The organism is Bacillus thuringiensis (genome assembly GCF_001595725.1).
Taxonomy (GTDB): domain Bacteria; phylum Bacillota; class Bacilli; order Bacillales; family Bacillaceae_G; genus Bacillus_A; species Bacillus_A thuringiensis_K.
In genome coordinates, this window is sequence record NZ_CP014283.1 from 313,959 (window position 1) to 338,419 (window position 24,461).

Genomic DNA, 24,461 nt, shown 5'->3' on the forward strand with positions numbered 1-24,461 from the left:
CTAATCAATAATATCCAAATTACATTTCTGACGAAACATATTGAGTTTTCTCAATTGTTTTCCATCCAATTGAAGTAAGTTTTTATATTTAACAATCGTCTCTTTCTTTGTAGCATGTATAAGTGTATGAACTAATTTATGAACAATCACAAGGTTTTTAAAATCATCTTTTCCTCCTAATTTTCTGGGGGTTACATGATGACAATGTACTTCTTCAGCTTCTAGGAATGTTCCCAAAATTGAGCATTTCCCTAACTGCATAGAGTATCTAGAGATTCGATTATCCTCGTACTCCAAGTTGTCATTTCTTTGTGTGAACATCATTTTATTGATTTCGTGTTCTACATTTTGTTTAATTCTCTTGTGATTTTTTCTTCCCTCCGTGGTGTAATTACAGATGTTTTGACTGAAATTCATTGCATTTTCAGTTCGAATATCTGCTATTGGATATAAATAGACTCCCATTATTTTGTATGTTTTATAGTTGTTTTTATGAAGTCGTTTATATAAAACCGAAGGGTTTATTGGTTTTTCAAATACATGGTTTTTAAGTCGATTATATAAGGTTCGTGATAGACGATAGGCTATTAGGCGAAAATTATAATTTACATGCGTAGCTGTTCGGTAGTAGTTTTTGATTCCTAATATATATTGATTATATTTGTTGACAGATATTACAGTTGGTTTATGTTGAATTTCTTTGATTAACTTTTTGGTTTTATCTAAAATAGTTTTTATTTGTTTACTTGAAACGTGAGTATTAGCAACAAATTTATTCTTCTTTTTAACTGCTTTTAAGTTGAATCCTAGAAATTCTGATTTACCCTTTGTAATATTTGTTATCTTTGACTTTTCTCTTGATATATTAAGCTGTAGGTGATTTTCAAGGTATTCTTTGACCGCATGGAATATCTTCTTTGCAGATTCGTGAGAATCTGTAAAGATTTTAAAGTCATCTGCATATCGTACGATAAACATTTCTTTTAACTTTGTAGCCTTCAGTGCTCTATATTTGTGAAGGCTTGTATACTTGTGTTTCGTATCCATGTTTTCCCATTGGTTCGAGATCCACCAGTCTAGATCATTCAGTACAACGTTCGATAGTAGTGGTGATAAAATACCACCTTGCGGTGTTCCTTTTGAAGGTATACCTACGCCTTCTATTGGTGATTTAAGCATTTTTGAAATAATGCTTAGCACCCTGTTATCTTTTATTCCAATGTTGTATAGCTGTTTTATTAGCTTGGTGTGGTTTACATTGTCAAAGAATCCTTTTATATCTACATCTACTATATGATGTTTATTCCCTTTATTTATAAGAGATTGACATCTAGCTATTGCATGTTTTGTCGCTCGATTAGGTCTAAATCCATAGGAATGATTGTAGAATTTTGCTTCACATATTGGTTCGAGAACTTGTTTAAACATTTGTTGGATTAGTCTGTCTCTCATTGTAGGAATACCTAAAGGTCTTGTTTTACCGTTTTCTTTAGGTATCGCTACCCTTCTTACTTTTTGAGGTTTATAATCATTTAAAGCTGTTCTAATGTCCTTTATGAAGTTTTCTACATTTTTCATTTTGTAATTATCTATGGTTATTCCATCTGTACCTTTTGTCTTTGAGCCTGTATTGGCTTTGATATTGCGGTATGCGAGTAGTATATTTTCTTTTGATGTTATAATTTCATATAATCCTATTCCTTTTGTGCAGTTATATTTACTGCGCTCATATAGCGTGTCAAAGGTGGATTGCATACCGTAGTACTCATTGTTTCTCAGTGTAGCGTTCATCGATGGATATATTGCTCCTTCCTTTTGGAAAGTCCCATCATCATACTCGACCTTATGAACTTCATTTGGTTACTATTGCTTAATTTCTTTAATGACTCGGGGTTATCCCTCCACTATGTTTCCATAATTTCATCGGTACTGTACCCCTGCTTTCACGAGAGTAAATCAATTTCGGCTTTATACCTTATATGAACCAACCCCAAGATAGTGGTTTAAATGGTTGTCTCTCGCTTCCCACGTTCCGATTTAACTAGCTGTACATCTAATTTTAGGTGGATACTATAGGCCTGTAAGTTCTCTATGTTCATTGTTACATAGTACGAATTTCATAGGTTCGATTCTTACTTTTCGTTGACTTACTCCATACAAGGGATACAGTTTTCACTGTATTCGAATTTTAGACCCGTACATTCGTATCTTCGTCAGACCAGTTGGTCATTCTCACCATGATTAGTTTATAGCCAACCGCATTATCAATTGCCATATACATGTTGTCATGTACTTAGGCTTTCTTCATGCGTCTTCACCTAGCTTCATACAGTGCAGTCTATCAACTTTCTCTGCATGTAGGAGTATTATTGGGAGTGTTTCAGCTCAACATGAAGGCTTTCATTCCACTCACTCGTTAAATCAGTTATTACTATCTGTGTTAATCTAGATAGTCTTCTCATTTCATAGTTATTAACTATTTATAGAGAAACGTGTCGCACCAAACCATTCGTCAATCCCTTTTATAATTTTATATTCATTTTTTTGGTCACGTGAAGCAGCTCCACTTTGAACAAAACCATATAATTTTTCGACCTGTACCTTTAATAGTTTATGCATACGGTGAACACGTTCTACATCGTCGTAGGGTAAGCGCCCAACGCCTTTTTACATTACTGTGATAGGTTTTCAAACGCTCCCCTCCGAACCGTACGTACATGTTTCCATGTATACGGCTCTCCACTTATCCTCTGAATTTCAATCTAACCTTCCAGCGTGCAGGTCAACATGACACTTTTTACACAATGCTAGTGTTTTGCGGTTGCGAGCTATCATGATTCTTTCCCAAAGTTGTTTTCCTTTTAGTTCTTTGAGTTTTTTAACATGATGCATTTCGATAGCGGTGTTTTCAGTTTGACACCACTCACATTTACTAGCCTGAAGGCGTCTGATTAGACTATTGCGTCCTGCATATATCATAGTATTTGGAACGATATCTATTTCTTTATTAGTAGTTGGATTTTCATAAACCCTTTTCAAAGGTTCATTATAGAAATATCTATGCCTCTGACCAGTTTTAGTCGTGTAAGAAATTCTAAAATTGCCTTCATGATTAAACTTTTTCATTATTTTGCTGACTGATAGTTTGTATTTGTTTGCAAAAGTTTTTACCATGCTGAATTTCATAATGTAGCGAAACTTCTGTAGGCTGTGTACATTTTTTGCTAGTTTATAATAATTATATAAACCTCTAATTTCACTATTGTATATACTTAGAATTTCTAAATTGTCGGAGTTTATTAATTCGGCCCTATGAATAGACTTCCAACTACTATCTTTTTCGATTTTAAGAACTTTGAGCTCCTTAAGTTTTCCAATCCATTTTTCCTTAGGCATGTAAATTTCGCACTTGTTTGATGCATACCTTTTGGCTATTCTACTGTTTGAGCCTTTGTATACAGCCTGAAGGTTACTTATAGTTACATCGTATCCAAGGAATCTCGTTTTCATTTTGCCATGTGTAATGAGTGTTTTCTCTGATGATAGTTCAAGATTTAGTTTATTCTTTAGAAAAGCCGTAAGGTCTTTCTTTACTTCTTCTGCGTCCTGTTTTGAACCAATTATCCCTATTAGGAAATCGTCGGCATATCGTACATATTGAATTCTCTTAAAGCTAGAATCCATTAATTCTACTGAACTCATTGTACGTATATCTTTTTGAAGCCTTTTCACTTCACTTGTAATCTCAGTTAATTCATTGTGTGAAGCCAGTACTTTTCTATCTGCGAATTTCTTTCTTAAATACCAAAGTCGCTTATATTTTTGGGTATATACTATGTTGTTTTGTCGGCGTGTGCCTTTATCAAATAGTGTTTTATACTCTTCGATATACTTATCAAGTTCATTTAGATAAATATTTGATAGAATTGGGCTGATTATTCCTCCCTGTAGAGTGCCACTATAAGTATTATTGAATTTCCAATCCTCTAAATAACCCGCTCTAAGAAATTTCCAGATTAAATTAATGAATTTTTCATCTTTAATTTTTCTTTTTAGCAGTTTAATCAAAATGTGATGGTCAATATTGTCGAAGAAGCCTTTGATATCACCTTCTACCCACCACTTAACTCCTTTGAAGATTTTAGTTGCTTGTGTTAGTGCTGTATGACAACTGCGATTACGTCTAAATCCATGAGAATTGTTAGAAAAGGTCGGTTCGAAAACAGCTTCTAGGATGTTTCTTACGATTTCTTGAACTAATTTATCATCTATAGAGGGTATCCCTAAAGGCCTCTTTCCCCTTATTGATATATACTCTGCGAGATGGAGCTGGTTGGTAACTTTGGTTTTTAATTCTTTCAATAATTTTATCGATACGTTCCAAACTCATACCATCAATGGTATGCCCATCTGTTCCTCTAGTCATGTTCCCTTCTTTTGCATATATTTTTTGATATGCTGCAAAGTAGAACTCCTGGTTATATAGATTTCGATACAGACGTTCAAATTTATAAGCTGGGTTAGTTGTTTTTTTATTCAGATTGTCTAATACTGCATTTGGATTTCTCATTGTGTCTCACACACCGTCCAATTTTGTTTTAGACCGGATAAGTTGCCTTCCTTCGCCATGTACTAGGCTTTCCCTAGCTCGGACTACTATGAAGGCTCCGTTGCCTTATTGGGTATTCAGAAGTCACACACCTTGTTAGTAACTTGGTCTCATTCTTCATAGCCAAATTCGCAAGTATGCCGGTGGCATCCCAACTTAGGCAATCCCCATTTAGATAGATAAAGAATAGCTTTCATAATGTCGGATGTGACGTTTGACCTTTTTTTCCACTTACTGTGGCTGGGAGGGAGAGACTCACTGATAGTTTATATGTACGACCTAAACTATCCTCTTTATAACCTTGTTCCCTAGTAATGTATCAACTACCTTTCATTACTCGTATCGCTGACCACCCTTGGTCTATCATTCAAGCAGTGTAGCCTTCATCCTTATTTATGAGTTTTACCTTGCCATTCAGTCGTGATCTTAGTAGTTGACCAACTTATGACTTTATCACCATGCTGTTTTCCCCTTTAGGTTTCCCTTCTAGGTGAGGTGATTGGTAATAGGTCTTTCGTGAGTTAACCTAGATTAGTGCTATTTAATCAATTCTAAATCTACCCGTATGGGCGCACATACATCTCAATCAAATCGTCGAAGGTAACATCTTTTTGTGGGTTATGAAGCTTTAATAAATAGATATGTTGTTTAAGATGGTTACGCTGCGCTTGTTCAAAGAATGCATTGTTAGATTCAGACAAACCTTGAATAACCATAGCGAAAACTTCTGCTACTTTATCAACCGGTCCACGCAGAATGTTTATATTTTTGGTATCAGGATTGGTTGGATCAATGTAGTAAACCGAGCTTGCTGGGATCTTATGTGCTTGTACCAATTTAAATACTTTTTGACATAAATCATTACTCGGTTCAATAACAGTCACACCATTTAAAAATGTTCCTTTTACTTCTTCTGTATCATAATCATTCTTTTTATACGCTGTTTCAAACTTATTTATAAAACGTACCATCCAGTGTAAATCTTGATTAATCATGGGAATAATTAAACTTGATGTTTTACCAGAACCGATTGGACCAATAATGATTCCATTTAGCGTTCTATCTTTCCCCTTAATACGAACCATCTCTTTATGCTCAATATGCGGTCCAATTTCTACATCAGGGTATATTTGTTCTTCTTGGCTATTAAACCATTTTTGTAACTTGTGATTTTTATATTCGTATTTTTGGACCCACTTTAATATTTCTTCTCGGTAACGAACAATATGGCCACTATACCAAAGTGTAAATAAAATCATAAATACTGTAGGTAAAAAGACAAAAATCATAGTGAGTGTGTGAAAATTTCCTGTTAAAACATGACCTATGGCCTCATACTCACCAAAATTAACATGTTTTGATTTATCTGTAAGATACGGAATAACCTTTGCATGGATCGGAGCAGTTGCAAACCATAAAAATTGAATATCAACTGCAATATGAGAAGCAATCAAAATTATTAACTTTCCATTTTTTACATGCAAAGCAGGGATACGGCTGTAAAACCTAAAGCTAAATTCTCCTAATAGTAAAGAGAAGAACATTAAAATAAGCGGTACATATGTAATTTCTATAGGATAAGAAGGTGGTTCAAATGCATAGTAAAGTAACTTGATGTAGTTTACTAAACCGAATCCAAACGAAAGAATAAATCCGCTAATTAATCCGATTGTAGTAAATAGCGGTAATCGTTGTTTAAATGTCTCCATATAGGCTCACCTACCTTTTACAGATATAATTGAGCTTTATGTTTAAACTTGAATCGATTATTGAATTCTGGTTGAAATAGTTCCTTTGATTTTTCAAAAAAGAATTTCGCTGCGTCTTCAGTTTGTTTTAAATATAAATCAATACTATCTCTTTCACAGAGCTGGTTATATTCTTCCTGAGAAAGTACCGCAATATTTACTTCTATTTTTTTATTCGTTGCCGTTTCAATGATTACATCATACCAATAGTAATTCGGTTTTCCTGGGATTTAGATATCTTGTAAGGAAACACTAAACGTTGCCCCCTCCTCTGTCATATGTTTGAGGACTAGTTCAGGGTTTTTAAACGCTTCTCTAGCAGAGAGCACTCCCTCTGTAGTAGTAGTTGCATATTGTAAATCCATTTTGATTTTCCACTTTTATCCATATAAAAAAAGGCAAGCGACACCCACTGTAAAAACAGCGTGTGTCGCTTGCCTTAATTTCATATGTTCTGATTTGATTTTAGTTTTAATTATATGTTCAAACGCTATTCTAACACCTCAAAAAATAAAAATCAATAAAATTATATAGAAGTATATAAAAAACAATGGATTAATATAATTCTACAAGCTTGCGTCTTTTCGGGTGTATGTTATTTGCAGTACGTGCCATGATTTGTTCATCCGCTTCGATAGTAACACTTTCATTTTGGAGCGATAGAAGTAGTACATTGTCATAAGTGTCCATTAAAAGTATATCTCTAGCCATTTTGCGCTTTGGATAGATCACAACAAGTGGCACCCCCTCATCACCTTCTCTTCTTGAAAACACAACATCGTCTAATCTAGCAATCATTCGGTAATCATTTTCATTGCCAAAAATAAAGAAGAAATCTTGCATAGCATCTTTATCTCTCCTATATGTTCGTCTAAGACCACCATCTATTGTTTCCTTAAATGTTTGAACTTTTTCAACAAATGCGTAGCGCCAATCAGCATCTCCTACTGTACGTTGAGATAAAGGCAAAAGAATATCTTGTTCCAAGTTTTGATTATCGTCTGTTCCTAGAATGATATCTGAAATAACATCTCCAGCATCTTTCAATGAGCAAATGTGTACATTTAGATTTGGTATATTCATTAATAGTTCATGATACTTCCGCATAGAAAATAATAGATTTTTCATACGTACGTATGGCGGTTCTGCATCTTCTGCAAGGAACATTGATTTGTCGTACATAACAAAGACAACCGTTACATCTTCATTGTTTTTTTTTGTATATTCTATGTACTTCTCTACTTTTTCAACTAAGGTAGAATTGGTTTCTTTACACATATCCATCTCAATATGGATATTTTTATCTTGATATGAAATATGTTCATCAGGAATCAAGGCCAATTGGTTGTCCTCAATTTTCACATTTTTTTTCTGGTAAAAAGAACGAATATCCAATTCATATAATATTTCATTGGTTTGTGTCTTCTTTGTAGTCGCTAAAAGAGTACGGATCATGACCTCACGTGAACACATTGTGTGAAAAGAAGTTGCTCTTGAGTAACGTCTTTTTGAACTTTTTTCAGAAATTCTTCCTATTTCCATTAAGAATTCAATTGTCTTTTCTTTTAAGGAAAATAAAGCACGTTTCGTAATACTGTCAGCCTTTTTATCTATTCTTTTAGTTAGCATAGCTCCATATTGTGAGTAACGGTCAAGCTTTGTAAATATGCTAGCTTCAGAATATTCTCTTCCCTCAAATGCACTATATAACTGAGTGATTTGTCTTGTTGTAAGTGCTCTTTTGTAATATAAAACTGTAAAGACAAATATGTCAGCTTCTTTTAAGTGAAAATATTTTTTGGTACCTGATCTTCTATATTTATACACTTTTCCGGACAATGCATACACCTCTTATATTGAATTAAACTTAAATTAAATACTTATTATTTTTAATATACTATTACATTGATGTGGTAGTTGTAAAACAAGAAAAAATGAATAAGAGATTTTAATCTTTAGAGATACCTCATTTTGTACATCGAAGTTGAGATGATAACTACTCTTATAAATCTCTTATAAATTATTGATTTATAAGGCTCTATTAAATCCTTTGTTTTGTTAGGACGAGCTACTACTAAACATCTAACAATAGTTATAATGAAATTCCATTTGTAAAATAATGTTATGATGTCCTAACATTTATTAGATAGTAAAAATACATTTTAAGTGATTAAAATTATTCAAGAATTATAAAAAGGCTTATTGATAATAAAGAGTAATTTTCTCTATCTTTAACTCGAAATTCAACTTTTTATATGTGATGAAGCGCTCTTTCCAAATTCTGACATTGACTCAATTTAAAATTCCAACTTTTTCTTTTAGTTGTTTTTATTGTATAGAATTATAAATTCACTTAGACAAATATTATTAATTGTTTCTACCAAATCAAAAATAAGTTAGAAATATGTCTACTGGTACTTAACATATAGGTTTTAGTCACTAAAACTACTTCCCCTTTTGCTTTGTTGAGAAGGATTAATCCTAACTGCAATGATAAAATTAACCAATTGTTAATTTTATGTAAGGTTATAATTGTTATCATCATTCCTCATGCATTACAAGAATTTTTATTGTAATGTAAGTATCACTTTGATGTTAATAAGATGAGATTTCACTTTTAATAATCTAGTTTGAACAAATGTTTCTTTTTCATAGTAGTGATGTGATTGTTAGCCTACTACTTTTAGAATGTCAAAGTTGATTTATCCTTGTATTCCCTTTTTAATATGTTGAACATTGAGGGTATTGATGCTGTTCATATGAAATTAACAACCTCTTCTACTGGCTTTCAAGGAATGAATGAAATTGACAAGGAATTGAATTCAAATGAGGAACAGAGGATAATTTTTCTTATAACATATATAATAATGTGAACTAACAAGTACTAAGTGAAGAACAGTGCATTAACATAACATTAACAATGAGCGGTATTATAAGTGATAAATACTTTTAAAACAGCTAGGTAATAAAGAAAACCTTAGTGTGAATTGCTATAAGAACGTTTTGAAATCTCCCTAGTAATATACGATATTAGAAAATTCTGTTAATGAAAGTCGAATTCTATAAGCTGTACAAATACGTTTTATATACAAGTTTTATATAAGGGTCTTATATAAAAATTTATGCTAATTGAATAAGTATTTTTTCATTTTAACATTGATATAAAAGTATTTTTTTATACACCTTATATATAAAACTTATATGTAAGATGTATAAGTTTTTATTGGTTTTTGATGTTAAAAAAATAGGTGGTTTTTAATCTGTTTTTTTTAATATTAATCTGGATTTTATAATAATCTTTGTCGAAATGTAAATTACATGAAATTTAAAATTGATATAACATGTATACGCATTATATATACGTCGTACACTTAACCCCTTATAAAATATAGATTAATTCTAATTTTGTCTTTATAAGTCTTATATATAAGTCCTGTATATAGGTTTTATTTATAATGACTTGATATACGACGTGTAATGATGTACTATGTTCCTAGGAATAATTAACCAGTGTTTTAAGGGGGGGACAACTTGAACGAAGTTTTAAGTGAAAAATATCAAACAATCAAGTTTGCAGATGAAGTAGTAAACATGTTTGCTGATATACTTGAACAAGATGAGATACTCTATAGTGTATTTCTATACATAGGAAACATAGTAAATAAACAATTTCAAGAGACGAAGTACATGAGGGGCATATCTATTAATGAAATAGTGGAAAATGTAGTTATTGATAGGAGAGTAAAGAAAAAAAAGGGAAAATCCTATTCATTAGAGGTTGAACGTACAAATATATCTAGACGTTCAGCTGAAATAAGTGTGAGTACGCTATCATCAATGTCTTTAATCTATGAAAAAACTATGCACCCATATAAATTTTTAATCTCAACTTATAGAGGGCAACAAGTACTGATTGAGTTAGGTAAAAGAAAAAAGATAAATAAGGAGAGATAAAATAATGGCAAAAAACTTCTTAAAGAATGAAGTGGCAGTTAAAATGACGATGGTTGGTTTTGGTCAAGCTGGTACTAGAATGGTAGATAAATTTGCAGAATATACACATACAGATGGCACAGCAGTATATAATTGCTTAGCACTAAATAGTAATGATGGGGATCTAGCTGAATTAAAAAATGTACCAAAAAGTAATCAAGTTTCACTGAAATTAGGTGGTTTAGGTAAGAACCCTGAGCGTGCAGTAAAAGTCCTTGATTCAAATGAGGAAGCAAAAGAAAAGCTAAAAGAATTTATTACTGAACGTGTAAGACCTTCGGATGAACTTGTTTTATTTTTTGCAGGTTTAGGTGGAGGAACTGGAACTTCTACAATCATTAAGGCCATTGAAGAATTTTCGGCTTTTCACAACAAGCCCGTAATCAGACAAGAATTACAAAAGGTTGCGCAGCTATATCCAATGGCTGAAATTAAGGCGAATCAAGCAAAGTTTGCAAGAATAGCCTTTGAAAATGCTATTGAGCGCAAAGACTTTATTAAAATGGGGATTGTTGTAACTCTTCCCGTCCGAGCGGATGGGCCTGATGTATTACGACAAGTAAATAAATTTTCACAGGAAATTTGGAAATTAGCAAATGATAAATCAAGAGGTGTAGCATTTGTAGTATTTGCCGATAACCAGCATTTTTACGATGAATTTAAGGAATTGAATGAAAATGAGAAAAAAGGTGTCGCTAATTCACGAGATTATGCAAATCAACGTATTAGTGAAATTATTCATGAGTTAAATACCGCTGCTAATGGATCTGGTACATCTGTAATACTAGATTCTCAAGACTTTAAACGTATTTTACTTGAGAAAACGGGCTGTTTAGTAATTAATAAGGTTTCACGTAATATGAATCAAATAGAAAATAGCCATGCAATTATAGAAATGTTTCAAGAATCATTAAGAGGAAGCTCTTTCCATCCCCCAATTGATTTGATGAAGAAGAACGATGATGGTTCTGTTGAAGCATCAAAAGTACATCATTTTGGTATGCTTGCTATCCTAGATGAGCAAAAGAATATTAATGATTCCTTTATGGATGACGCTAAGGTAGAAGTTTCAAATAATTTACCTATAAATGGCACAGTCTTTAATGGATATTTGGTAAGTAAGAATGATTTCTTAGGAAGTGTATATACCTTCTATAAAACTGATGCATTACCATCAAGATTATCTAAAGGTTTAGTTGAAGAATTTAATGAGTTTAAAGAAAGACAGAGCCAAATTCAGTATAAAAAGTCTCAAATTAGTACGATTGAGAGTATAGATGAGGATGAGGATTTAGGTTTTGCATTTGGAGATTTTATCGATATGGGTAGTGACGAGGAAAATAATAATGCTGGAGCAAATGAAGATGAAGATCTAGCAGATTTTCTAGATCCAGATAAGATGTTTGGTACTACAAAATAATAAAAAAGTCTGGACTAAGTTCCAGACTTTTTTATTATTCTACTGAATTCATAAGAGATTTTATATGCTCAATAATATTATCTTGTATGTACTGCTCTATGAAGAGTTGTTTTTTACTCAAATCTTCCTCTTTTTTAAACCAGCCTGCTTTTCTAGTACGCTCTTCCTCAGGTTTATTATTCCATAAGCTCTCTGCTTGTTTTCTTAATTCCTGGCGTGCTCTATGCTCAATAATAAAATTATCAAGCCTATCTTGGCGTTGGCGTAATTTTAGCGTTTCTACATCTTCTGGTTGTGGTAACTGCTTTAATATACTCTCTACCTTCTCTTCATAATGAGATTCAATATGTTTTATTTTTTCTTCTAACTGTTTAGTTACCATTTTTTCAATAATTTCTGCAGTAGCTTGAAGGTTTAATTCAGTGGATACCTCATTTGTTTGATGTTCTGGTGACACTGGTCTTAAATCAAACTGGTGTGGTAAAAGGTCAATAATTGCATCTAAAGACCATTTCTCATCCCTTTTCTGCTTTATAAATAGAGCAATTTCAAGATCTAAAGCATTATAGAGTTTTTCATTTGTATTTTGAGTTCTTAAAGTTTCATGAAGTCCCTTTTCTTCTAGGATATTGAACCAATTATAAACTGTATTATGATGACGTCCCACTAGTTTTGAGAATTCTGTTATCCGCCATGCTTTTTCGAAAACATTATCATCTAATATATCATCATCGTTAATTTGATGGTCTTGTTTTTCATTTTTTTGCTCAATCATTGTAACTACCTCCTCAAAAATCAACTCATAAATAACTAATTATAATTAACATGTGATCTGAAATTAACATGTTAGCCAGTATTTCGATAATATTTACGAAAATCCCTACTAATTCAGTGAATTACATGAAATGTGAAATTGACATGTAAACATACACTTGTTAACAAAACATTAACGTTCAGCATAAAATTTGGTTGAATTAGCAACTTTAGTACCAATTATATATTTCAAATTGGTAATGTTTTGTTAATAGGAATATATATATTATGTTAGTAGCACTACTGATAGTTGCTATGAGATTAACAAATTAGGCTACTTAATATTAATGATAAGGAAATAAAGCTATTTTGTAAATAAGTTATAAGGATATAATCCAGGTATATAACGGAAAATACACATAGTAACGTCCAAAATGTAATTATCACGTATAAAAACTAGTAAAAAGTAAAATAATATTAATGTAGATTTAGTATTGTTCAATAAACAAAACAGTATTTAAGGATATAGGAGCACAATCATAATACTTTGAGAGGTTCGCTCTTACTCCCCATTTACTTGCTACGGATCTACTTATGTATATTAATTTAGTATAGAATGTACAATTTAAGTTGTATATTGCATGTCATGATAGAAATTTATATAGTCAGTATCAACAAAATGAACTTTATCGGTATTTAAGAACAAACTGAGCCTGCGAATTGACATTGATATAAAAGGTGACATTGACATGAAACTGACACTAAGACATTCTTCTAACAACACACAAGCGCCTATTGTTAATGTTTTGTTAACTATAATAGGTATATTAACCCTATGTTTACATGTTGATCTAAAAAGATTACCTTTTAACATGAAATGTGAATCGTAAACGAAGGATTTTATGGGTAATTTTAAGGAAGTTTTTAAGATACTAAAGTTTGACTTAGAATACTAGAATAATCCTGGTGGTGTTTTTTGTAGATATCCGATCTCTAGTACATGCTTGCATATAATAATAAGATCATAAATAAGATGATGAGATTGATATGTTAACCAAAATTAGATAAGTATACTTCGAATATCCATAAAGATAACATTGACATGAAATAAGAAATCGCTATGAGATCAATATAACATTAACAAAAACTATTCAAACTAAGGACGGATCATCCTAATTGTTAATGTCATGTTGATCAGAGATAGAAACTACCATTTTGACTTAGAGATGCTAGTTATTCTAATGGGTGTTATGACTTAAACCTCCTTAAAAAGTTAATAAAAGTAATTGGTAATAAAATATAGCATGCGCTGGTTTGCTAGTTGTTACATCCTATTAACTAATAATAATAAATGTAGATCTACCAAATGGTTTTACGTTAATTCACATCTGAGTACCATCGGATTGATATAATGTGTAAAATACTGATATGAAATTAACTTCTACACATTTTTATTTCGTTTCATATCAATGTCAATTGATATGTCAATTTCAATCAGGAGTATTAGTGTCGGATAATTGTTTATATAACATTAACATATCTGAGTTGTGTACATCTTGTGTTAATAAATTAAATAGAGATAGATTTTCTTTGAAACCTTCTTGATCATGGAGATTTATAAAAAGAATGGTGTACCATATTTGAAATTTAGTTATAAATAGCAGTTGTAATGTTCAGGTATATGACTTATTTAGTTGGGCATACTATAAGTATGAGTTTTTTTATGATAAAAAAGTACAGATAATATCTTTACAATCTATAATTATAGATTGTAGTTTTTATAGTATCTGAGTGAAAGAAATGGTTTTGAAATTTAGCTATAATAGAAATGATTTTGTGCGTCATTCAATTTTAAGCATGCGCAAACTAAAAGTCATTTTAATTCTTACAAGAAAAACATGTTATGGATGTATATTCATCATTAGCGTTCCTTTTTGTCTAATAACTAAAATAGGAATCCAAAAGCTATTTTATAATCTTTGTTTGCGAAATATGTAATTAGTAAGTTGGCTTAGGTATGAACTGGCTGGGTTAGTTTAACTTATATTTATCTCTCAATATAGGATTTCATGTCAATGTCAGTTGATGTGTTAATATCAATGAACGTGTTTATACCGCTTGATTGTTTACATAACATTAATATGTATTAGTCGTTTGCTGTTAGTTATGTTATGAGTACTATAAAGATTGTTTTGTATCTAAAGTTCTCTAAGGTAAGGAATATATCAAATGAATGTTTTTTACTTTTGATATTTAGTTGTAAATATAAATCGAAATTTTGGTATGAAAATCCTGTACTTAGATATACTAATAGTATTACCTGAATTAGGTGATTAAATGACATATGCAGAAAAAGAAAAAGGTTAATCAATTAGAAGCATTATTTTTGTGAGCTTAATTAATAATTGCGAAGTAGTATTGACATTTAGATATTATAGAGATAATCTTATACATAAGTTTAATTGTTTAAAACTTAATATACGAATTGAGAGATATTTAATTCTTGCTAAACGGACACACCGAGGGCATATACCTGCCATTGGTGTGTCTTTTTTTATTTAATAACTAGAAAATGATAAGGAGAGTATTAAAGAATGAATGAAATTATTAGTGAAAGCAAAAGAAGATTTGATAAATATTGTAAAGATAATCAAGTTTTTGAGGAGAGAATTAATTCTCTTATTAACTACTATTTTTTACTGCTTGCTGATCGTGTAAACATTTTACAAGATAGAGAATTTAATAACGAGGTCGAAGAGAAGCAATTTAAAAGCAGTCTCAAAAGGTTTGAAACATTATTCCCAGCTGCTGCTAAGAATGCATTTCTAAAAGGATATCAGCTTGGTTTAGAGTTTTTCAAACATCCAGAGACAGTGATTCCGGATTCTCTATTTACAAATCCTAATTTTGTACAAGATATTCCTTTTGCAATTGTAAATGCAGCAGAATTTAGCATTTATGAATTAGTTCGAACGGATGAGACACAAGAATTTAGTGTATTTGCTGTTCGAACGTATGAAGGCATTAAACACATAATGGAGCAAGTATTTTGTGAAATTGCACTTGAGCATGAACGTGAGGAAAGAGGATTGAAAGTAGTAGAAGGAAAAACAACTACATTTACAAATGTTCCAGTAGACCGTTTATTTACAATTACTCCATCTGTAGCTGCTAATGTTGTGCATGCAGACGGTCGATGTGAAATTTGGAGTCTAAACTGGAATACGAAATTAACTTTAGATAACCCTTTTATTGAATTAGCACAAGTAACCATTGTTTACAAAGATAAGACAGAGATACAAAAAAATCTTCGAGATGGATTTATATATGAACAAAGTTTATTTAGTGCGGTACCGTTAGAAGAAATCGAGGATCGTTTAGAGATTAGAGTCAAATATAACCTTATTGATAATATGCCATGCAATTTGGATGGATTTGAAATAGAATCGCTTCTCACCGAACTATTAACAAAAATACAAAATGCAACAAAAGTGCCTTTTGAAAACATGCTATTACTTTAAAGCGATTTTCTATCAAAGAATGGATTAATTAATAAAGATAAGAGTTATAAAATCATAAAACAAGAGTATGTTAGAAAAGTCAAAGAGGATTTAACGAAAATTGCAAAATGGCAAGTTACAACAAAAGCTAGACTTGTTACGACAACACATTTTCGTTTATATACAATTTGGCAGAAAAATAGCACAGGCTATCAATTGAAAAAAATAGACGATTGTATTGATCCATATGCCAAGATGAACCTCATTCAATGGATGATTGCTTCATTTTGTACGACTGGTCGTATTAAGTACGATAAGAAACCAAAAGAGTGGGTAAGCTATGAATGGATTACTTTAAGGTAAATAAAAAAGACAGAAAATAATAAAATGTACCCTATAGAATTGACACTCAAAAAAAGTCTATTCTATAGGGTACATTTTACATTGTATGTATTTTTTCTCTTTGTGTAGTTTTTCAACAAAAAGAGCGCTTTTAAAGGCGTCCAATGAACAAGATTTATATAAAAAAGGTGCACAAGATAGGTATGTATGCTTCTTAAAATTGGTGCAGATTTAATACAAAATCCTTATTTGAAAACAAGAAGCCCTAGAGTTAGGGCTCTAGGGCTTCTTGTTTTGGTATTCTCACATGGTTTTTCAAAAAGAATAGAACATATTGAAGATAACATGTGAATGTTTCATAAATGTATCAAAAAAGTGAACAAAATTGCTATTGCAGAAGAAGCAGAAATGAAGTTTCTAATACGTAAGTATGTAAAAGGTATTATTTCTAGTGGATAAAATGCGCATGGGACACCTAATCATTATTTTATCAGAGGAAAAGAATATGTTATGAACTTGGTTGAATGAAAAAATGAAAATTTTACTTTTAGAGTGAAACTAAACAAAAACGCTATTTGAATAAAAGAAGTTAGATAAGGATGAAGAATAGTCATCTCTTATGCTGGGGAGGTTAACGGATATCCAAATTAAATAAGGGTGATTATGTGTTAAAAGGTAAAGTGATTAGTTTGTTTTTTGGAATTGTAATGGTAGTTTTATTTTTAAGTCCGTTAGATATCAAAGCGGTTAATAGTAATGAACAAGAGTTTTATGATTCTTATAATACTTTATTAGCACCATATGCAAGTCAAGTTATCAGAAGGAAGCTTGGACCAGATCATCAGTATAGTTTAACGGACACAAAAATTATAAAAATTGAACGTTTCCCAGAAGAAAACTTTAATTTTATTGTTACAGTTCAATATAAAACTTATATAGGAGCTCATAACCCTCCGAATGGCATAGAAACTATTACTTTTAATATAGATCCAAGTGGAGTAAAGGTTATAAATTTTGTTCATAAAGATACTTAAAGAAGAAGTAATATTCTTTATACATTGATGAAAAGGATATTTGAATTAAAAAATGTAATAAAAATTTCATTTTGTATTAAGTTGGAATATAAAAAGAGCACTTAGTAAAGTGCTCTCGTGACGAGCCTTATTTTATAACGACTATTTTATAAAGAAAGGAACTCAGAATATTATATGTGCGCCAGTCAATTGAGTACCTTGTACAAATAAAGAGCAGCTAGCAAAAGCTAACTGCTCAGGTAATGGAATATGGTTCGAAATGGGTTGTCTACAGTATTGACGGAATATTGGTTTTTATTCGTGAAGAATTACGTTTAACTTAATGCATAGCCAACAGTCAAAGTTAGTGTTAAAAACACTGATAATAAAAGTGTTAGTAGAACGGTTGCTATGCTTCTAAGCATCGCAATCCAATTATTTATTTTAGAAAATCCTTTCATACCAGCAAAAAAAGTTCCTATTGTTAAAACTAGTAAAAAAATAAAGGGTGGATAGGTAGTGAATTCATAATAAAGATTTTAACGATTAGGCATATTTAAGAATCTCGAACATAAGATGGTAATGACAACGAGAAGAATTCATTGTGTTCGCTACTCGCGTTAATACGTTTCGAAAAGGCACCTATTTAGGTGCTTTTTTGTTTGCATCTTTCGAGATGGACGAGCATATATTGGAATGTGTGGATGGAAACCACTTTATATATCAGAACACCTATCAATTATGGGTGTTCTCTTATTATGTAAAAATTTTACAAGTTGTGTGAGAGTTGAAAAATAGTATATTATCTTTCTCAATGTACATATTAATAAAAGTTTTTAATATCATACATAAAAGGCGGGATAATATGAGTGAAAATAAAAAAAATGAAGAATTGAATAAGATAAAGAAATATTATTTTAATGAGGACAATCAACCAGTAGCTGGTATAGAGTTAATTTTGCCGCCGGATATAGGAATCATGTTAGACCCGAAATCAGTTAATGATGAAAGTAGAGATATTGATAATGAATAAGTTTAATTTAAGCATCCATTCGGGTGCTTTTTTCTTTGTTATATAGAAATTACACATGATCCCCCTTTAATACATGACTTAGGCATAGTTGGGAATGAGATATCATATAATGATACTGAACGGTTTCCAACATGATCCCCTATATTTTTTTTAAGCGAGAGCACTTATTGGGGGAGTGCTCTCTTTCGTTTGCACATAAGGAGGCTTTCATCATACAATATCAGGTCAATATAGATAAACCGTTACTCAATTAAAGAGCTCTATAAATAGGTATAGAGCTTTTTTATTGCACATAAGGAGTTCCCAAACATACAATATCGAGTCAATGCCAATCAACTTATTCCTTTTCCGAGAGCTATATATATTCCGCTATAAAGCCCTTTTAGGTTGCGCCATTAGAACGGGCAAGGCATTGTCGTATATTTTATACTCAGAAGCTTAGGGCACTTTATAGTGTTCTTTTTTATTGAACAAAATGGACATTTGAATAGAAAACATATCCTTAAAATAACCTTAATTTTACTATGAATTTAATAATAACCGAAAACTAAATGGTATAATTTTCTAAAGAAATTCAAATAAAGTTTATTTTAGAAAAGGGGTAGAGGAAAAATGTTTCAGAAACTTAAATTTTATTTAATGAGCATATTAATTAGTGCATTTTTAGGTGGGATTATCATAGGTGCTAATTTCTTGGTACATAACATATATAATTTAGTTGCAGGTAAAGAATATCAATTTAATATGTGGTCTTCTATTATTATATTTAGTGTTGTATTTATTTCGGGTTTCTCGTACATGTTGAAGAAGGGACCAGATATACTTGTTAATGATTAAACCAATATCAATTATCGTAGGCGCTGCCGTGATCTGGGTAGCGTCTTGTTTGTTGTTAAGGAAAGATATGGGATGAGATAGACTTGCAAATTGAAATATTATTAGTCTGAAACATAGACTAGTAAACAAGCTATGTCTACCGTTTCATCATAGAATGTGATGAATTCTATTTTTAGAGGAGGGAATCATATCTATGGGATGGGATAATAATTTTGGGCATTCTCGAGATTGTAATAGATTTTGGGATGATTTAGTATTTTGCGGATGCGGTCGTAGACGTAGGAGAAACGATTTTAACGACTGTCATTGTAGACGCGATTGCGATTGTGATGAGTGTCGTCGTAGACGTGATCATGATCATGGTGAACATCGAGATTGGTAAAGTCTTTTGAAGGAGTGCATATCTTAATAGCACCCTTTTTAATTTTATAAAGAATTCACTTTAAACATTTCTTATAACTAAGAATACTTATGTAAATATGGGAAACATATTTGATTCTTGGAATGAGGGGATCAATGTGGATATAACGTAAAGTATTGCAAGAATAGTTGTTAATGGGATAGATCTTCCGTTTACTTCAGTTATAACAACTGCATGGATTAATGGACCTGCAAATGATTTAATTGTTACGACTAGGCAAAGAGTGAATGAGCTTTATCGTGTTATGTGGTCGCGGGTGCCAGTTATGCTAAAAATGTATTTCATTCAGGGGGCGGACATAGTAAGATTTGCTAGAGTTGCAGGAGTTGATGAAAGTATAACGGGAGAATATATATATCATTTTAATTGGTGATAAGACAAACTTTAAGTAACCTAACAGCTGCTTTTTTATTTTACAAAAAAAGAACCTGTAAACCTGCAGATTCTCCTGATAATGATTTATGGAGCAAGACCCGAAAATATAATATAATAATTCGAAAATGAGTTCAAGTAAATAAAAAGAACCCGCTGGAGTTCGGGTCCTTTCAGAAGTGATGATGTATTCTCGGCTTGGGAACTGAGAAAAACACAAAAATATAATACATCGAGTTTTAGAGAATTTCAATATTAAATTAAATATTATCGTGGAGGGAGTTAAATCATTTGATGAAGAAAACAAGGTAGTGATAAAGCATATGAATTTTAAAAAAAATGAGCGGGATATCTTAAGGAAACATAAAATTATTTAAATTTTTGTATGAATTCATTAATATAGAATTATATTTATTGTTTAATTGATTCCGTTTATTTCCAAACCTTATTGTGTTGTGGTTGAGTTGTAGAAGCAAGTTGCGTCTTGTTTCATTTATGAAAGGGCTTCTTTGAGCCGATTAGTGTATATATAGCTTATTTTGCTATGCATATTTTTAATCGACTTGAAGAAGCCCTTTTTGTATTGTCTTCAAGTTAGGAATTACTTGTAAAAAGGTCTTTATATTTAAGTATACAAATAAAAAAAGGGGGGATCTATTTATATCATGTCTATTTCCATGGATGTATACGAGATTTCCTTTTTTATCATTTTAGCCAAGAAGACTCCTTCCTCAAGGAGCGTGAAGGGGCACAGCCCAGTGAGTAGGTGGGAGATGAATTGGCTTCGAACAAGGGATGGCAGGAAGCCATCTTAATTGTTCGACATACAGAAAGTGTTACTCCACTACCTATCGAATGTACGTTTGGTATATAATAGTCATATACCGAAATGGAGGTGAATCAAATAATGATGAATAAAGCCTATAAGTTTCGTATCTATCCAAATCAGGCACAAGCAATTCTAATCAACAAAACGATTGGGTGTTCTCGCTTTGTATTCAATCATTTCCTATCTTTATGGGATCAAGCATACAAAGAGACAGGAAAAGGCTTGACCTATGGTACATGCTCTGCCAAACTACCTGCCATGAAGAAAGAGCTTGTTTGGCTAAAAGAAGTGGATAGTATTGCGATGCAGTCGTCTGTTCGTAACCTTGCGGATGCGTATACACGCTTTTTAAAAAAACAAAACAGCGCACCGCGCTTTAAATCTAAGAAGAACAACGTACAATCTTATACCACAAAACAAACAAATGAAAATATTTCCGTTGTAGGGAACAAAATAAAGTTGCCGAAACTAGGCCTTGTTCGATTTGCCAAAAGTCGCGAAGTAGAGGGGCGTATTGTAAATGCTACAGTTAAACGGAACCCTTCTGGTAGATATTTTGTGTCACTATTAGTTGAAACAGAAGTACAAGAACTTCCGAAAACACATTCTTACATTGGAATAGATGTAGGACTAAAAGATTTCGCCATTTTGTCAGATGGAACACACTATGAAAATCCGAAGTTTTTCCGATCATTAGAAGATAAGTTGGCGAAAGCACAGCGTGTGCTTTCTAGAAGGATGAAAGGATCTTCTTGCTGGAATAAACAACGAGTAAAGGTAGCTAGAATTCATGAATACATATCCAATGCTAGAAAAGATTACTTGGACAAAATTTCAACTGAAATCATCAAAAACCACGATGTTATCGGTATAGAGGATTTGCAAGTATCGAATATGTTAAAGAATCATAAGTTAGCAAAAGCAATTAGTGAGGTATCTTGGTCGCAATTTCGATCCATGTTAGAATACAAAGCAAAATGGTATGGCAAACAAATCATTGTCGTATCGAAAACATTTGCTTCCAGCCAATTATGTTCTTGTTGTGGATATCAAAATAAAGACGTTAAAAATCTAAACCTACGTGAATGAGACTGTCCTTCTTGTCGTACAAACCATGATAGGGATATTAACACAAGTATCAATCTAAAGAATGAAGCAATAAGGCTTCTAACCGCAAGGACTGCGGGGTTAGCCTAATCAATTAGAGTTCGATAGAACTCTTTACTTAGGAATCCCTCACTTCTAAACGAAGTGAGAGTGGGGGTAGTTCAATGGAGAGATGCTTTAGAGGGAAAAGTTATCGCTTTACTGCAATCCGTGATTTTCTAGAAATGGAAGCCGATTCTACACAGCTATCATGTAAAAACTGCAGATGTGGATTGTCTTTTTAAGAAAGATGATCTTGCAATGATTGTGCATCATGATGGAGTGTTAGAAGTGGTTAAGCGTGCAGAAAAAAGTAAACTTTCTGAAGGTAAATTTAAAAAGATAGAGTTTGTAATTCTATCTTTTTCTTATATTCAATTACTACAGAGGATTTAAATTCACTAAAAGAAAGGTAGAAGAGAATATGAATACATCTATGAAAAAAATCTAGTAAATTTATGAGTTGATTTTGCTTTCAAGCGCTTGTTTGGAGTAGAAGGAAGCGAGGATATACTCATTGGTTTTCTTAATGCGGTATTACAATCCTCTTTAGATGAGGAAATTATTTCTTTGCATTTAGATGATCCACATCTTCCAAGGGAACAAAAGGATGATAAATTGTCTATTTTAGATTTACGAGCTACCCTTAATAGTGGTATAAAATTAAATATAGAGATACAGGTTCGTGACAAAAAAGACATGATCGAGCGATCTTTGTTCTACTGGGCTGGCATGTATTATTCTCAAATGACTCAGGGGATGAAGTATACAGAATTAAGACCAACTATTTGTATTAATATAGTGGATTTCATTCTGTTTCCAGGAGAAGAGGACTTTCATAATGTCGGTGTAGTCATGAACAAAAAATCGGAGCACATAATTTCAGAGAATATGCAATTGCATTTTCTTGAGATTCCAAAGGTTATTCGAGAATGGCAAGAAGATCGAATGGATCCACGGGAGGATATATTAGCACGTTGGCTATTATTATTTCCTGCATATGAAGATGAGAAATTAACAACAATCCTGGAGGGAATCGCGATGGAAAAAGATCCAGTTTTGAAAAAGGCAATGGAGGATTGGGAGCGTTTAAGTAGTGATAAGGACTTTTTACGCTTATATGAGGCGGGAGAGAAGGCAATAAAAGATAGAATATCAGAAATAGAGACGGCAGAAGAAAAAGCAGCAAAAGAAGCTAGAATAGCAACTAAGATAGAGATGATTCACAATTTAATTAAAGTAGGTGTACCTATAGAGAAGATAGCGGAAGCCACTGAATTAAGTGTAGGAGAGGTTAATGAAATTTTAAAAAATAAAGAGTAAATATAAATGATAAAAAACAGGTAATTGTGATTACGAACAATTACCTGTTTTTTATTCCTTTTGTTTGATGCCCATTTTTTGATTACAACAATATTTTTTCTTGTTTTAGAGTTTCCTCTAATTCATAAAGAAATTTATTGTGTTGTTATTATATAAGAAAAGAAGACATCGATTAAAATGTCTTCTTTTACTTGTACACTTAGTGTTAAGAAGGTATTGTATTGCTTAAAAACCATAAAAAAATATAACAATCATCGAGTAAGTCTATTAGAATCAATAAATAGAGTTTTTTATATGCAACATTACATATATATAGATTTAATTATATTTTATCTATATAATTAAATTGTCTGTTTCTTGTTTTAATTCGTTTGTTTATTTTGGAGCGCTCCAGCAATGGAGCCTTTTTTTATGCAATAAAACATTTTCTTTGCATTACTTAGTTAATCTATATTAACTTTATCTTCTTAAACAATATCTATATTTTACCAAAAAAATTATAGAGATAACCAGTTTTTTCAATAATTTAGTGGATTAATAGTTTTTAGGTTATTTTTTAATTATTATAGGGAATTTTATTATGCAATGAAGAGTAAGAAATCAAGAATCATAAAAAATTTATAGTATCTTGGGAAATAATATATTATTATTTACGTATTTATATGTTATAATTTAATTCTCTAAAACTACTAAAAAGGACTGCCTAATGGTGGTCTTTTTTATATTAGTAAGATTTTACTAGTATAATAGAATTAACTGTATATTGTGAGGGTAATTGGTAGTCCCTTCTTTCCATTTGGAAGGAAAGGGGATGATACACCTATGGAGTTTTTGTTTTGGCTTCTGAAAGAATTTGTGAAAGCTATTGTACGTGAAGTTTCTGCGTATGTTTTTAGGAAACAAACTCTAGAAAAAGATAACAAAAAACCCCACTCCTCGTCGCCATCGGAAGCAAAAGGATGGGTTCCGTAAAAAACAAATGATATAACCACGTCCCTGAAGGTAGCAGTTATGAGAAGAGATGTTAGCGCATCTTTTCTTTTATTGTATAAACAAGCTATTACTGTAATACTACTACAGTAGTTATATCAAACGTACATAAAAAATCAATGAACATATAAA

The 24,461-nt window shown here is 31.7% G+C and carries 11 protein-coding genes and 9 pseudogenes; 12 read left to right on the plus strand and 8 right to left on the minus strand.

The window, feature by feature from the left end:
- The 6 genes and pseudogenes from ltrA to AXW78_RS27550 form a co-directional block, all read right to left on the minus strand.
- Positions 1–1,791, minus strand: a complete 1,791-nt coding sequence (gene ltrA, locus AXW78_RS27530; RefSeq protein WP_000994565.1) for a group II intron reverse transcriptase/maturase — start codon at positions 1,789–1,791, stop codon at positions 1–3.
- Positions 1,792–2,493: 702 nt separating this feature from the next.
- Positions 2,494–2,646, minus strand: a pseudogene (locus AXW78_RS34040) (conjugal transfer protein TraG); the annotation flags it as partial.
- A gap of 111 nt (positions 2,647–2,757) precedes the next feature.
- Positions 2,758–4,570, minus strand: a pseudogene (locus tag AXW78_RS27535) (reverse transcriptase domain-containing protein).
- A gap of 614 nt (positions 4,571–5,184) precedes the next feature.
- Positions 5,185–6,318: pseudogene (locus AXW78_RS27540) on the minus strand (conjugal transfer protein TraG); the annotation flags it as partial.
- 17 nt (positions 6,319–6,335) lie between these two features.
- Positions 6,336–6,722: pseudogene (locus AXW78_RS35565) on the minus strand (hypothetical protein).
- A 190-nt stretch (positions 6,723–6,912) separates the two neighbouring features.
- Positions 6,913–8,196 (minus strand): replication-relaxation family protein, encoded by a 1,284-nt coding sequence (locus AXW78_RS27550; protein ID WP_000015598.1) that lies wholly within the window; start codon positions 8,194–8,196, stop codon positions 6,913–6,915.
- Between the two features lie 1,692 nt (positions 8,197–9,888).
- Here AXW78_RS27550 and AXW78_RS27555 point away from each other — a divergent pair.
- Together AXW78_RS27555 and AXW78_RS27560 are read left to right on the plus strand one after the other, a co-directional pair.
- Positions 9,889–10,311 (plus strand): hypothetical protein, encoded by a 423-nt coding sequence (locus AXW78_RS27555; RefSeq protein WP_001006726.1) that lies wholly within the window; start codon positions 9,889–9,891, stop codon positions 10,309–10,311.
- 4 nt (positions 10,312–10,315) lie between these two features.
- Positions 10,316–11,770 carry an FtsZ/tubulin family protein gene (locus AXW78_RS27560; protein WP_001097030.1) on the plus strand — a complete coding sequence of 485 codons (1,455 nt, stop codon included), beginning with the start codon at positions 10,316–10,318 and terminating at the stop codon, positions 11,768–11,770.
- Between the two features lie 34 nt (positions 11,771–11,804).
- Here AXW78_RS27560 and AXW78_RS27565 read toward each other — a convergent pair whose 3' ends face one another.
- Positions 11,805–12,545, minus strand: a complete 741-nt coding sequence (locus AXW78_RS27565; RefSeq protein ID WP_000572534.1) for a MerR family transcriptional regulator — start codon at positions 12,543–12,545, stop codon at positions 11,805–11,807.
- 2,572 nt (positions 12,546–15,117) lie between these two features.
- Between AXW78_RS27565 and AXW78_RS35005 the strand changes: the two genes are divergently transcribed.
- From AXW78_RS35005 to AXW78_RS27575, 3 genes and pseudogenes are all read left to right on the plus strand, one after another.
- Positions 15,118–16,044: a hypothetical protein gene (locus AXW78_RS35005; RefSeq protein WP_001002558.1), complete on the plus strand. Its 927-nt coding sequence runs from the start codon at positions 15,118–15,120 to the stop codon at positions 16,042–16,044.
- 18 nt (positions 16,045–16,062) lie between these two features.
- Positions 16,063–16,386: pseudogene (locus tag AXW78_RS33295) on the plus strand (hypothetical protein); the annotation flags it as partial.
- A gap of 644 nt (positions 16,387–17,030) precedes the next feature.
- Positions 17,031–17,399 carry a DUF3888 domain-containing protein gene (locus tag AXW78_RS27575; protein ID WP_000911827.1) on the plus strand — a complete coding sequence of 123 codons (369 nt, stop codon included), beginning with the start codon at positions 17,031–17,033 and terminating at the stop codon, positions 17,397–17,399.
- Positions 17,400–17,713: 314 nt separating this feature from the next.
- Here AXW78_RS27575 and AXW78_RS35570 read toward each other — a convergent pair.
- A pseudogene (locus AXW78_RS35570) lies at positions 17,714–17,913 on the minus strand (hypothetical protein); the annotation flags it as partial.
- A gap of 330 nt (positions 17,914–18,243) precedes the next feature.
- Here AXW78_RS35570 and AXW78_RS34570 point away from each other — a divergent pair.
- The 7 genes and pseudogenes from AXW78_RS34570 (at position 18,244) to AXW78_RS27595 (ending at position 23,339) form a co-directional block, all read left to right on the plus strand.
- Positions 18,244–18,411: a hypothetical protein gene (locus AXW78_RS34570; protein ID WP_001293569.1), complete on the plus strand. Its 168-nt coding sequence runs from the start codon at positions 18,244–18,246 to the stop codon at positions 18,409–18,411.
- Between the two features lie 612 nt (positions 18,412–19,023).
- Positions 19,024–19,248 (plus strand): hypothetical protein, encoded by a 225-nt coding sequence (locus tag AXW78_RS27580; RefSeq protein WP_000486797.1) that lies wholly within the window; start codon positions 19,024–19,026, stop codon positions 19,246–19,248.
- Positions 19,249–19,441: 193 nt separating this feature from the next.
- Positions 19,442–19,630 carry a hypothetical protein gene (locus AXW78_RS33310; protein WP_002164326.1) on the plus strand — a complete coding sequence of 63 codons (189 nt, stop codon included), beginning with the start codon at positions 19,442–19,444 and terminating at the stop codon, positions 19,628–19,630.
- Positions 19,631–19,784: 154 nt separating this feature from the next.
- Positions 19,785–20,042, plus strand: coding sequence for a hypothetical protein (locus AXW78_RS34575; RefSeq protein ID WP_033703277.1), 258 nt, complete (start codon positions 19,785–19,787; stop codon positions 20,040–20,042).
- Positions 20,043–20,948: 906 nt separating this feature from the next.
- Positions 20,949–22,067, plus strand: a pseudogene (gene tnpB, locus AXW78_RS27590) (IS200/IS605 family element RNA-guided endonuclease TnpB).
- A 74-nt stretch (positions 22,068–22,141) separates the two neighbouring features.
- Positions 22,142–22,412, plus strand: a pseudogene (locus tag AXW78_RS35575) (hypothetical protein); the annotation flags it as partial.
- Between the two features lie 28 nt (positions 22,413–22,440).
- Positions 22,441–23,339 (plus strand): annotated as a pseudogene (locus AXW78_RS27595) (Rpn family recombination-promoting nuclease/putative transposase).
- The last annotated feature ends 1,122 nt before the right edge of the window (positions 23,340–24,461 follow it).

Excerpts from the sequence above, each read along its gene's own strand:
- AXW78_RS27560 (WP_001097030.1), top strand. The coding sequence starts at position 10,316 with ATGGCAAAAAACTTCTTAAAGAATGAAGTGGCAGTTAAAATGACGATG.
- AXW78_RS27565 (WP_000572534.1), bottom strand. The coding sequence starts at position 12,545 with ATGATTGAGCAAAAAAATGAAAAACAAGACCATCAAATTAACGATGAT.
- AXW78_RS27580 (WP_000486797.1), top strand. The coding sequence starts at position 19,024 with ATGTTTCAGAAACTTAAATTTTATTTAATGAGCATATTAATTAGTGCA.
- AXW78_RS34570 (WP_001293569.1), top strand. The coding sequence starts at position 18,244 with ATGAGTGAAAATAAAAAAAATGAAGAATTGAATAAGATAAAGAAATAT.
- AXW78_RS35005 (WP_001002558.1), top strand. The coding sequence starts at position 15,118 with ATGAATGAAATTATTAGTGAAAGCAAAAGAAGATTTGATAAATATTGT.
- AXW78_RS33310 (WP_002164326.1), top strand. The coding sequence starts at position 19,442 with ATGGGATGGGATAATAATTTTGGGCATTCTCGAGATTGTAATAGATTT.
- ltrA (WP_000994565.1), bottom strand. The coding sequence starts at position 1,791 with ATGAACGCTACACTGAGAAACAATGAGTACTACGGTATGCAATCCACC.